This window comes from Nodularia sp. UHCC 0506, assembly GCF_034931045.1.
Lineage (GTDB): Bacteria > Cyanobacteriota > Cyanobacteriia > Cyanobacteriales > Nostocaceae > Nodularia.
This window is the reverse complement of the sequence record NZ_JAYGHH010000014.1, coordinates 30,519-41,930: the sequence shown is the minus strand read 5'-3', so window position 1 is coordinate 41,930 and position 11,412 is coordinate 30,519. Positions and strand designations below refer to the sequence as shown.

General features: G+C 39.9%; 11 protein-coding genes and 1 pseudogene. 3 read left to right on the top strand and 9 right to left on the bottom strand.

Annotated features, from left to right (window positions below; genetic code table 11):
- Together VB654_RS10980 and VB654_RS10975 are read right to left on the bottom strand one after the other, a co-directional pair.
- Positions 1 to 128: pseudogene (locus VB654_RS10980) on the bottom strand (hypothetical protein); the annotation flags it as partial.
- A 73-nt stretch (positions 129 to 201) separates the two neighbouring features.
- Positions 202 to 1,818, bottom strand: coding sequence for an adenylate/guanylate cyclase domain-containing protein (locus tag VB654_RS10975; protein ID WP_323213756.1), 1,617 nt, complete (start codon positions 1,816 to 1,818; stop codon positions 202 to 204).
- A gap of 64 nt (positions 1,819 to 1,882) precedes the next feature.
- Here VB654_RS10975 and VB654_RS10970 point away from each other — a divergent pair, with 64 nt between their 5' ends.
- A complete protein-coding gene (locus VB654_RS10970) occupies positions 1,883 to 2,032 on the top strand; it encodes a hypothetical protein (RefSeq protein ID WP_323213754.1) in 150 nt (49 codons plus the stop codon).
- 225 nt (positions 2,033 to 2,257) lie between these two features.
- On the opposite strand, the gene VB654_RS10965 is transcribed toward VB654_RS10970, so the two are convergent.
- Positions 2,258 to 2,386 carry a hypothetical protein gene (locus VB654_RS10965; RefSeq protein ID WP_323213753.1) on the bottom strand — a complete coding sequence of 43 codons (129 nt, stop codon included), beginning with the start codon at positions 2,384 to 2,386 and terminating at the stop codon, positions 2,258 to 2,260.
- 153 nt (positions 2,387 to 2,539) lie between these two features.
- On the opposite strand from VB654_RS10965, the gene VB654_RS10960 reads away from it, so the two are divergent.
- Both VB654_RS10960 and VB654_RS10955 read left to right on the top strand, forming a co-directional pair.
- Positions 2,540 to 2,800, top strand: a complete 261-nt coding sequence (locus VB654_RS10960) for an AbrB/MazE/SpoVT family DNA-binding domain-containing protein (protein WP_323213752.1) — start codon at positions 2,540 to 2,542, stop codon at positions 2,798 to 2,800.
- Entirely contained in the window at positions 2,788 to 3,117 is a 330-nt protein-coding gene (locus tag VB654_RS10955) for a type II toxin-antitoxin system PemK/MazF family toxin (RefSeq protein WP_323213751.1), read from the top strand. Before VB654_RS10960 ends, VB654_RS10955 begins: the two co-directional genes overlap by 13 nt.
- Before the next feature lie 68 nt (positions 3,118 to 3,185).
- Here the strand turns inward: VB654_RS10955 and secA are convergent, their stop codons facing one another.
- The 6 genes from secA to VB654_RS10925 form a co-directional block, all read right to left on the bottom strand.
- On the bottom strand, positions 3,186 to 5,978 hold the full coding sequence (secA, locus tag VB654_RS10950; protein WP_323213749.1) for a preprotein translocase subunit SecA: 2,793 nt from the start codon (positions 5,976 to 5,978) through the stop codon (positions 3,186 to 3,188).
- Positions 5,979 to 6,335: 357 nt separating this feature from the next.
- Complete coding sequence (locus VB654_RS10945) at positions 6,336 to 6,881, bottom strand: diheme cytochrome c (RefSeq protein WP_323213748.1); 546 nt, start codon at positions 6,879 to 6,881, stop codon at positions 6,336 to 6,338.
- Positions 6,882 to 7,135: 254 nt separating this feature from the next.
- Positions 7,136 to 7,711: a hypothetical protein gene (locus VB654_RS10940; RefSeq protein ID WP_323213747.1), complete on the bottom strand. Its 576-nt coding sequence runs from the start codon at positions 7,709 to 7,711 to the stop codon at positions 7,136 to 7,138.
- 14 nt (positions 7,712 to 7,725) lie between these two features.
- Positions 7,726 to 9,135, bottom strand: a complete 1,410-nt coding sequence (locus VB654_RS10935; RefSeq protein WP_323213746.1) for an AAA family ATPase — start codon at positions 9,133 to 9,135, stop codon at positions 7,726 to 7,728.
- 189 nt (positions 9,136 to 9,324) lie between these two features.
- Positions 9,325 to 10,233 (bottom strand): MoxR family ATPase, encoded by a 909-nt coding sequence (locus VB654_RS10930; protein WP_323213745.1) that lies wholly within the window; start codon positions 10,231 to 10,233, stop codon positions 9,325 to 9,327.
- 109 nt (positions 10,234 to 10,342) lie between these two features.
- A complete protein-coding gene (locus VB654_RS10925) occupies positions 10,343 to 11,401 on the bottom strand; it encodes a bifunctional riboflavin kinase/FAD synthetase (protein ID WP_323213743.1) in 1,059 nt (352 codons plus the stop codon).
- Positions 11,402 to 11,412 lie beyond the last annotated feature (11 nt).

Below are 11,412 nucleotides of genomic sequence, written 5' to 3'. Positions count from 1 at the left end.
ACCATAATTGTCATGATTATTTCTATTATGGCGCGACTTGATGGCGATGGTACATCTTCACGGGTTTTGGTTAATAAATACCTTGCTGCTTCTGGTGCTTGTTCTTCCTCAATGGTAGTTAGTACCATATAATTCGTAATTCATAATTCGTAATTCATAATTAATACCCCTAATTACGAATTACGAACTACGAATTAGTAATTATATTGCTTTTGTCTGATAAATCTTGACTAATCTATCAATACCTTTAAAACGATAATGCCCCATTTCTTGAAAATCTGACGATTGTGAAAGCATAAAATAAGTAGCTTCAGTAATCACACATTTACCGGGGGGACAAACTGCTTCCATGCGAGCTGCAAGATTAATCGCTGCCCCTAATGCTGTATAGTCCACCCTCTGAGAACTACCAACATCCCCTACCACGGCTTTACCACTATTAATGGCAATACGTAGCTGTAGAGGTTCTTGCCAAAAACCACTAGCATTCAGACGTTCCAAACGAGCGAGCATTCCCTTAGCAGCAGCAGTGGCACGATCAGCGTGATCTTTTTGGGGTTCTGGTGCGCCAAAAAATGCCATAATACAATCGCCAATGTATTTATCTAAAGTGCCACCATAGGTAAACACTTCTTGCAACATCTCTTCAAATAAATTATTCAATAATTGCGCGATCGCAGTTGGCTTTAACCGTTCTGAAATTGCCGTAAACCCCACTAAATCTGCAAATATAACGCTGATTTCAGTTTCTGCGGGTGCTAAACGACCATCAGGTAAACCACCCACAGAGATTAACTGCTGGACAACAGCAGGCGAATGATAACGCTCTAATCGATGACGAATCACCTCTTCAGTTTTTAATTTCTCTGCTAATAGCCAACGTTGCACACTAGAAGCCACAAGGTTTGCTAAAGCCGAAAAAAAGCTGAGTTCTTCCTCCCCTTCAGTCGCCCAATGGGAAGAAGAAAGATGAGCATCAGCATAAAGAACGCCGACAACTTTATTTTCATCCCACAAAGGTACAGCCATAGCGCTACGGATACCTTTAACCAAAATACTGTGTTCTCCCGAAAAGCGTTCATCCTCATGGGTATCAGCAGTTTGAATGGCAACTTTTTCCTCAAATACTTTTTGGCAGATACTGCGACTAATCCAGTCACCTCCACCTGTGAGATATTTTTGTTGGTCAATGTCTCTAGTTGCAGCATTCACTAACTTCAATTGACCGCAACTATTGACATCAATTAATAATGCCAAGCGGTCAATGCTATCTAGGTAACGAAAAACAACTTGTTGTACTTGAGAAAAAATCTCTTCTATAGAAGCTGCTGCACAGAGATTTTTAGCTATATCTACTAAGTCTTTGAGGCGGGCAATGGTTTTATCTTTATTAATGCTTTCTCCCTCTAGGCTATCAGCTTCTATCCATTGCTGTTGCAGTTGTTTGACGTTGTGAAAAATTGTTCTGGGCTGAGACCGTCTTGCTACCAAAGATTCTTGAGTTCTAGAATGTGTAACAGTATCAGTAAACATTACTTTCAAACTCGCATTTCCCAGCAGAACTATATCACCATGATGCAATTCTTGGATATGATTAATAGGATTTTGATTTACGTGTGTCCCATTTTTGCTGCCTAAATCCTCAATAGTCCATACACCATTTACAGTTTTTACCAGCCTGGCGTGTTTTCGAGAAACTCCGCCAAAAGGTAAGTACAAGTCACATTCTGGCAAACGCCCAATCGTGAATTTGTCTTGATTCACGGTCAACGTTTTTTCTGTATCTCCCTGTTGTATGCGTAATGTGATTTCAGTCATAAGTGTGATGTGTCTATGCTGGAAGTTGGGAGCGCAAGTATCTTCAACATAAAGAATACCCAGGTTGAATTCTTTACCTTCTCTTTATGACACTGTTAATGGCATTAAGACAACTGCTTGTCTAAAATATCACAAATATGATTTAGATATAGCTGAATTTACCCGGTATGGCATTTGGACTGTAACTGCGACGCGATCGCTTACAATATACTGAGGTAAGTTTGCTCGAAATCCATATACTGAGGTAAGTTTGCTTAAAATCGATCAATTTGGCGGGAAGCAATCAAAATATCTTAAATAATCGTCAACAAGCAAATGAGCTTGTAGTAAGGGCTTCAGCCCTTGGCTGCCGGAGATAAAGAGGACTAAAGTCCTCACTACAAACCTTGAATGATTTATGCCATTCTACTTAATACAAAAAATTTATTACAGGAGATTCCTAATCTACATAGGAACCTTTAGCTTCAACTTCAATACATTGTTCACCATCTGAAGCTATACAAAAATCCAAATCTTTTTGCTGTTTGGGATTATGTGGAGGAATAATATTCCAATCTGCCTGAGTCAAATCATGAACATAACTAATTAAAGCCAGTGCTGCTCCAATTCCTAATGTTTCAGTAAGTGACAGAAGTTTGCACCGTTACTTCCAGCTTTCGACTTGACTATTTTTATTCATGTAATTACAATGTAGATACTAGCCTATTCTCTATAAAATAAAATGGGTAAATCCATTAAAACCCGAATAGTAAAAATCGGTAATTCCCAAGGACTTCGTATACCGAAAACCCTATTAGAACAAAGCGGTATTAACTCAGAAGTAAAAATTGAAGTGCATGGAAATCATCTGATTATTCGCCCAGTTGAACAAGCAAGGGCGAATTGGGACAAAGCATTTGCAGCAATGGCAGAAAAACAAGATGATATCGTATTAGATGATCTAAATACAACAGAATGGGATCAGCTTGAATGGGAATGGTAGTCAATCGCTTTGATGTTTTTCTAGTTAACCTTGATCCTAACATTGGGAGTGAAATTCAAAAAACACGCCCCTGTTTAGTAATTTCACCAAACGAGATTAATCACCATATTGCCAGTGTTATTGTTGCACCAATGACCACAAAAGGACAAATATATCCAACAAGGGTAACTTGTCAATTTCAAGGAAAAAATGGACAAATTGTACTTGACCAAATTCGCACAGTAGATAAAACTCGATTAGTCAAATTGCTTGGTCAAATTAGTGTAGAAGCACAAAAAACAGTTCTTGATGTCCTAGCTGAAATGTTTGCGGAATAATTAATCTCAACTCCAAAAAACAAAGACGCAGAAAAAACTCTCTGCGTCTGGTGCGTGAAAAACCTTCTTTAAACCATCTCAGAAGATGGCTGCGCTACAGGTTGGGGCTGAGGCTGGAACATAAACAACGAGTAAACCACATCACGGCGGATATTGACCATCATATCCAAGAACAGTTCATAACCCTCGCTCTTGTACTCAATTAACGGGTCTTTCTGCCCATAACCACGCAAACCTACAGATTCGCGCAAAGCATCCATTTGTTGCAAGTGTTCCCGCCACAAAGTATCAATGCGCTGCAAAATAAAGAACCTTTCAGCTTGTCGCATTAGTCCCGGTTGAATTTGGTCAATTTGCGCTTCTTTGAGGTCATAGGCAATTCGCACTTGTTCGTGGAGGAATGCCTTAATCTCGCTCACGCCCATATCCTCTAACTGACTGGGTTCCATGTCCGCTAACAGATAGACAAATTCCTTCACTTTCTCCACCAACTTTTGTAACTCCCACTCTTCTGAGGGCAAGTCTGGGTTGATGTAGAAATCAACGATTTCATCCATCGTTTTTTCAGCGTACTTGATTACCTGTTCTTTCAAGTCTTGACCTTCTAGAACTCGACGACGTTCAGCATAGATGGCGCGACGTTGGTTATTCATTACCTCGTCGTACTCAAACACCTGTTTACGGATGTCATAGTAATAGGTTTCAACTTTTTTCTGTGCGCCTTCCAAACTGCGAGTCAGCATCCCGGATTCAATGGGCATATCTTCCTCTACTTGGAAAGCATTCATTAATCCAGCGACGCGATCGCCTCCAAAGATCCGCAGTAAGTTATCCTCTAAACTGAGGAAGAATCGTGTTGAACCAGGGTCTCCTTGTCGTCCCGCCCGTCCCCGCAATTGGTTATCAATTCGCCGTGATTCGTGGCGTTCTGTACCAATTACGTGTAAACCACCTAATTCAATCACTTCATTGTGTTCTGATTCGGTGAATTGTTCGTATTCTTCCTTCACACGGTTGTAAGCTTCCCGCAACCTCAGAATCACAGGGTCGTTAATGGGAGCTTTTTCTGCTGCTACAGCGACCTTATCTTCAGCTTCCAGTTCCGGTAAACTGCGATCGCCATATTCCCGCACAGCCACTTCCACAGCATCTTTTAATAACTGTTCAGTTTCTTTTGTCAGTTCAGTGGGGAAAATTTCTGGTGAAGCTCGCCAAGTTTTGACTTTCTTCCCAGGAACAAAACCTTGACCACCTCCGTGTCCTGTAGGTAAACCAGCAGCTCTTTGCACACCAAAGACATCCTCATCTTCTGGCATCACAATTCGCGGCATAAAGTATTCCCGCAGCTTTAAACGTGCCATGTATTCGGAGTTACCACCCAAAATGATGTCTGTACCTCTACCAGCCATGTTTGTGGCAATAGTTACAGCCCCTCTGCGTCCGGCTTGGGCGACAATTTCCGCTTCCCGTTCCACGTTTTCGGGTCGAGCGTTGAGCAGTTCGTGGGGAATCTCCATCTGCTTCAGCAGCTGACTGAGATATTCTGATTTTTCCACACTGGTGGTTCCTACCAGCACAGGTCTGCCGAGTTGGTGCATTTCGGCACATTCCCCTGCGATCGCCCGCCATTTACCCGGCTCAGTTTTAAACACCATATCCGGCCAATCTTGCCGTTTTCTAATTCTATTAGTGGGAATTACTGCCACTTCTAATTTGTAGATTTTTTCAAATTCTGGCTCTTCAGTTTTTGCAGTTCCCGTCATTCCACCTAACTTGGGATAAAGCAAGAACAAATTTTGATAGGTAATTGTCGCCAAAGTTTGAGTTTCCGGTTGAATCTCTACGTGTTCTTTAGCTTCAATGGCTTGGTGCAGACCATCACTCCAACGCCTTCCAGGTAACACCCGCCCCGTAAATTCATCAACAATTACTACTTCCTTGTTACCAACAATATAGTGTTTGTCCTTGAGGAAAAGTTCCTTAGCTTTAATAGCATTGAACATGAAATGCGCCCAAGGATCTTCCGGGTCAAATAAATCTGTAACTCCCAAAAGATTTTCTGATTCCGCGAAGCCTTCATCAGTTAACAGCACATTGCGGGCTTTTTCATCGACCTCGTAATGCTCATCTACTTGCAGTCTGGAAGCAATTTCAGCAGCTTGTAAATATTTTTCTGTAGGTCTTTCTACCTGCCCAGAAATAATTAGTGGTGTCCGCGCCTCATCCACTAAAATTGAGTCTACCTCGTCAATCACACAATAATTAAAGGGGCGTTGTACCACATCAGCCATTGATGTAGCCATATTATCCCGCAGGTAGTCAAAACCTACCTCACTGTTAGTGACATAAGTGATATCACACTCATAGTTTTTTTGGCGTTCACTGGGAATCATGCTCGACTGAATCAGCCCCACACTCAAACCCATAAACCGATGCACCTGTCCCATCCATTCAGCATCCCGACGAGCCAGGTAATCGTTAACTGTAATGACGTGTACACCTTTACCAGTTAGAGCATTTAAATAACTCGGTAAAGTAGCAACCAGAGTTTTACCTTCCCCGGTTTTCATTTCGGCAATTTGCCCAGAGTGCAGGATCACACCGCCTAATAGCTGGACATCAAAATGCCGCAACCCCAAGACTCGTCGTCCGGCTTCTCTGACCACTGCAAAGGCTTCCGGCAGAATATCATCGAGCGTTTCGCCTTTGGCAAGTCGCTCTTTAAATTCTCCGGTTTTACCTTTTAACTCCTCATCGGAAAGGGCGGCAATGTCTTCCTCTAAGAGATTAATTTCACTAATATAAGGTTGGTATTTTTTAAGCTTACGAGCGTTGGGGTCGCCCAACAAAAGTTTTAGCATGGCAGATTATGGAACTAAATCGAGGGTTACGGTGAATAAAGTTTTTGTATTGATTATAAGAATTTAACCCAGCCCAGCCATTGAGGTTGTAGATGGGTAGAAAGTCAGAATTAACTCAAAAACGGCAAAAAGTAGATCCAATCATTTATTAAACCGATTGGTTTTATTTTTCAGTTTAAATTTGTAACTAATCTAATAGTATCATTTTGCCCTCAACTGAGTCAGACTGTCTGGTCATTGCTCATTGCTCATTGCTCATGGGGAAGTTACCGTCTTCTCCCCCCTGCACCCTGCACCCTGCGCCCCTGCCTCTTCTGTCTTCTCCCCCCTGCACCCTGCGCCCTGCACCCCTGCCTCCTACTCCTCTTCCCATTCCGCAGTTAGGCGGCGAAAATTAAAATCCCTCGCGCTGGGATGACAACTCACACAACTGCTGAGTTCAACAGGACGGGGTAAATCAACTTGGGGATGCAAAGCCTTAAAATAACGTGAAGAATTAACGCGATAGGGTGTGGCTTCGTCTTGTAGCTGTATACGAGAGAAAGTAGAAAGGTATCTCCAAACGAGTATCCGGGGAGGATCGATTAAAGGTTTAAGTTGTACGCCGTAGTGCTGTGAGTCTTGTAAAAGATTTCTCCAGGTTTGGGAGGGTAAAACTTCTGGAGGGATAGCTATATGACAAGTGGCACAGTTATCTAAATATAATTTTTTCCCTAATTGATACTGTGCAGGTACTACATCAACTGTACCAATTTCTGATGTGGGAGTAGCACTGTGAGCGATCGTTGCCAGGGAAAGCAGCCAGCCCATAGCCAGACTCCAAGCTAAAATTACCACAATTAAGCCCAAGGGACGGCGTTTGAGTTGACGTTTTCGGAATTTACGCTTGATGAAATTTGACATACACCTCACACTCACAGACAAATGCTGTGTTTATTGCTAATAATACTAGCCTCAAATATGACATTGCTTGCGTCAGCCTAGCCCACAATGTCAAAAATATCTATGACAGGCTACGCCTAAGCATTTGCAATCTTGTGTTTTTATTATTTTATTTTGTTTTAATGCTTGTTTGCGTTAAAAAGGTTCTAGAAATGGGGTTAACGATATCTGTATATTTTAAAATTTTTGGCAATAATTTGTAGCGAGATGTGTATTTATTTACATATTTTATCATTTGTTTCAAACAGTGGAACACCATACTCTTCTAAAAAATCTTGCGCTAATTCTCTCCAACTTGCATCTAATCTTGGGTAGAACTCAGGAGTGCAAACGTATGCTTCTAAGTTTAACCCAGCATAGCTTTTAGCCAATTTATCATCGAACAAGTTAATAGTGTTCTTTAATTGACTAATAGCTTCTTTTCTTCTCTTCCTTATAGCTCTTTCTGCTGAACTTATGGCATTAAGTTTAAACTCCACAAAACAAAAATCATTTTCATCAAAAAATATAAAATCACAGTAAGAAAAACCAAACCCTAAAAGCCCTTTTTTGCCATCAATAGGAATAAAGCCAATCCTCATAGCATTCTTTATATTAAATAGTTTCGTGCTATCAAAACCACTTATGACAGTATCAACTTCATTTAGCCTAATAGTAAATCTATCATCAGATTCAATACTGATAATAATAAAAGATTGCCCTTCATAGTCTATCACTGAAAATTCAGGTTGCAATTCAATTTGTAAAACATCAGACAATTGAGCAAAAGTGTTTAACAGATGTTCTTGCATTTTGTCAAATTTGCTCATTTTCTTGCAAAAGTTTGAGCGTGAATACTATATAAATCCTGGAAGTCACCACCTAAAATCTCAGAAACAGTATCCAAAAAGTTTTGCTTTATTGTACCTTTTTCGCTACTGAAAATGGATTCACAATAATTCGTTGTTTCACTAATTGATTGATTACCTAAAGAATAGGCTGAAAAATCATTAGCACTAAGCCAACAATCTTTCGGAATTATTTGTGTTACTTCAGAATCTGCTGACGGATTTTTTTCAACTACTCTTTTGGCAAATAGTAAATTATTAAAAACGGTGAGTACATAAGGACTGTGCGTTGTAATAATTAATTGATTATCTTGATTTTGGTTAACCATTAAAGCCAACAACTCAATCAATTGCTTTTGTGCGATAGGAAATAAATGAGCTTCAGGTTCTTCTATAATTCTTAAGACTTTTAAATTATCAAGGAAAATCATAAAAATATCTTGTAATATTCTTATAGATTCTTGCTGACCTGATGAAGCATTAGAAAGGTAAACATATTCTTGTGTATTATCATTAAATACAATTTTTTCTCCTCTATTATCATTAATATATTTACCTTTCAATATTTTATTTATATTCAACTGTATATGATTTAAGTTTTCTTTTATGCTATTATTTTCTGCGTAACTCTCGATGAGTCCTTCAAAATCACCAAATTTTTTAAAAACTTCCTTGATTTTCACAATTCTTTCCATAAATTTTAACATTAAAGTTTCATCTATGGTTTGTTCTTTAAGCTGAAATGTTTTTTTTCGATTTTCTTCTAATGTACTCTGATTACTTGCAAATAGATATTTTTCAAACAATTCAGAATAACTTATAGTTGCATTTCTACCCGCAATTATGAACAATGAATTTGTCTGATTGCTTTCAAATAATTCATTTAATAATGTAGAAAGAGTTTGAGCATATTTAATTTTATTTTGCTCGTAAGCTAATTGTTCATAAATATCACTTGTAGTTAACTCTTTTTGAAGAAGTCTTTTAATTTTACTGGCAGAATTTTTAAAATTATCATTCAAGAAATTATCACTGAATTGAGAATATAGTTTTTTGCTTTCATCAAGTGTCAATCTCAGATATTTATCTTTTTTAACACTATAAAAAAAGATTATTTCAAAATTAGGTAGATGAAATGTAGAACCAAAAAAATCATAAAATTTTTCTCTTACTGGAAATATAAGATCAGAAGGAATATCAAAATAATTTCTTTGCGTATCCTGATACAGTTGACTAAACAAATCATCTTTTAGCGATTTAAAAAAGTAAATGAGTTTTGATATAGTACTTTTACCACTGGCTTGTTCACCAATCAAAACCAAAATTTTCTTTACTTCAATTTCTGCATTTGTAATTGCACCAAAGTTATTTATGATAATTTTTTGCATAAGTCAATCTTATTGTTTCGTGTGCAGGTTCAGTAGGATGGCGTAAATAATTAAAGGCTTGTATTAGGCTAACGTACCTTGAATTGTTGACGGTGCATTGTGCTGCGCGACAACACACCCTACTTTTGATTACACTACCTCATTTTGTCGAAGATCCTAACACGCCCAAATCTCAGCAGGACAAGGACATTAAGGTATAGGAACTGACCTTAATAATCGCTCAACTACAGTTCTAGGATTGCGTCCTCCCCTGGGAATGAGGCGATGACAGAGAACGTAAGGAACGAGAAATTTTATATCATCGGGAATAGCGTAATCACGCCCCAACAGAAAAGCCAGCGCTTGAGTAGCTTTTTGTAATGCCACAGTACCACGGGGACTTACACCCAAGGTAATTTCTTCATCTTGTCTTGTAGCGCGGACTAATTCGAGAATGTATTGTTGCAGAGAAGTTTCTACTCTTACCTGGGAACAGATTTTACGCAATTCAGCTATCTCTACCAATGTCATACAAGGCTGCAAATCAGTAAAACTCTGACCTTGTTGCAGATTTTGTAGCATCTCTAGTTCTTCTGTAGCCCCAGGATAGCCCAAACTTAAGGACAACATAAACCGATCCATCTGGGCTTCTGGTAAGGGAAAAGTGCCTTGATATTCAATGGGGTTCTGAGTAGCAATGACAAAAAACGGCTGAGGAACAACACGAGAAACACCGTCAACTGTGACTTGATGCTCTTCCATTACTTCCAGTAAAGCTGACTGGGTGCGGGGTGTGGCGCGGTTGATTTCGTCGGCTAGGAGGATATTGGCAAATACTGGACCTGGGAGAAAGGTAAATTCCCCGCTTTTAGGGTTCCAAATATTTGTACCAGTAATGTCAGTAGGGAGTAGGTCAGGGGTACACTGTAGCCGTTGAAACTTGCCATCTAGTGAACGGGCTAGGGATTTAGCAAGGAGAGTTTTGCCAACTCCAGGGACATCTTCTAGCAGTGCATGACCACCACCTAACAGGGCGACTAGGACTAAACGGATGGCTTCGTTTTTGCCCACGATGGTGCGAGCCAGATTTTGGGTGAGGGTGTCAATTTTTTCTCTCATGCACCACAGAATAAAGGGTTGGTAATTGGGCAAAGAATCGGAATGGAGAATTACCTATGCTAGATTCTCCATTCCCTTATTTAGAGTATTCCCATTTAGTGATGAAAAATCAGCATTCAGCGCTCAAATGTTCTCTAGCAACGGTACAGTCAAGTTGAATTTGTGTTTTTAGGTCGTCTAGTGAAGAAAATTTTTGTTCGGGGCGCAAAAATTCTATTAGCTGTACAGCTAATTTTTGACCATATAAATCACTAGACCAATTGAATAGATGCACTTCCACTGATAAGTTACTGCCATTGACTGTAGGGCGGTTTCCGATGTTCATCACACCCAAGTTCTGATATGCTGTAGTTGCATCTGTTGTATCACTCAAAATAGCAACACGGACAGCATAAACACCTTGACGGGGGATAAATTTTTCCTTTGGTAATTGCAGGTTAGCGGTAGGAAAACCAATGGTTCGTCCCATTTGTTGCCCTGGGATAACAGTACCAATGATGGTGTAAGGTCTTCCTAGCAGGAGGTTGGCGTTTTTGATGTCGCCACTTTCTAGGTAGTGACGGATCAGTGAAGTGCTAATGGGAGCCTCCTGGGTGGGAGCTTTGTCTGTATAAGTTTGTAAGGATACGATGGTGACGGGGATATGGTGCTTGGCGGCTAGTAATTGCAAATCTTTGGCAGTACCACGACGCTGTTTACCAAAACAAAAATCTTGCCCAACACTAATTCGCCGACATTGGAGTTGTTTGACTAAAATCTGCTCGACAAAATCTTGGGGAGATAATGCAGATAATTCTTTGTCAAAGGGTAGTAGTACAAGTTGTTCTACTCCTAGCGATCGCAATTGTTGGACTTTTTCATCCAGTGGTGTTAATAAAGGCCTGGGTTGACCTGTAAAAAATTCCAAGGGATGGGGGTCAAAGGTGACAACTGTCGAGTATGTCTGTTCTGGTAGTAGGGTGGGTGATCTGGAAGAGTTTTTGAGTAAATTCGCCCCATTTTCTGTTTTTGGCTCATTCTTGGCTGGGGGCAAAATCGGTTGAATAACTCTGTGATGACCAAGATGCACACCATCAAATTTGCCAAGAGCCACAGCAGTTGGCTTGAGCAACGTTTCCATTGAGGAAGTAACCCACATAGAACGTCCATTTTTAGACAAATTGAGCATCCGGATTCTGG

Excerpts from the sequence above, each read along its gene's own strand:
- VB654_RS10940 (WP_323213747.1), bottom strand. The coding sequence starts at position 7,711 with ATGCAAGAACATCTGTTAAACACTTTTGCTCAATTGTCTGATGTTTTA.
- VB654_RS10960 (WP_323213752.1), top strand. The coding sequence starts at position 2,540 with ATGGGTAAATCCATTAAAACCCGAATAGTAAAAATCGGTAATTCCCAA.
- VB654_RS10975 (WP_323213756.1), bottom strand. The coding sequence starts at position 1,818 with ATGACTGAAATCACATTACGCATACAACAGGGAGATACAGAAAAAACG.
- secA (WP_323213749.1), bottom strand. The coding sequence starts at position 5,978 with ATGCTAAAACTTTTGTTGGGCGACCCCAACGCTCGTAAGCTTAAAAAA.
- VB654_RS10955 (WP_323213751.1), top strand. The coding sequence starts at position 2,788 with ATGGGAATGGTAGTCAATCGCTTTGATGTTTTTCTAGTTAACCTTGAT.
- VB654_RS10935 (WP_323213746.1), bottom strand. The coding sequence starts at position 9,135 with ATGCAAAAAATTATCATAAATAACTTTGGTGCAATTACAAATGCAGAA.
- VB654_RS10945 (WP_323213748.1), bottom strand. The coding sequence starts at position 6,881 with ATGTCAAATTTCATCAAGCGTAAATTCCGAAAACGTCAACTCAAACGC.
- VB654_RS10930 (WP_323213745.1), bottom strand. The coding sequence starts at position 10,233 with ATGAGAGAAAAAATTGACACCCTCACCCAAAATCTGGCTCGCACCATC.
- VB654_RS10925 (WP_323213743.1), bottom strand. The coding sequence starts at position 11,401 with ATGCTCAATTTGTCTAAAAATGGACGTTCTATGTGGGTTACTTCCTCA.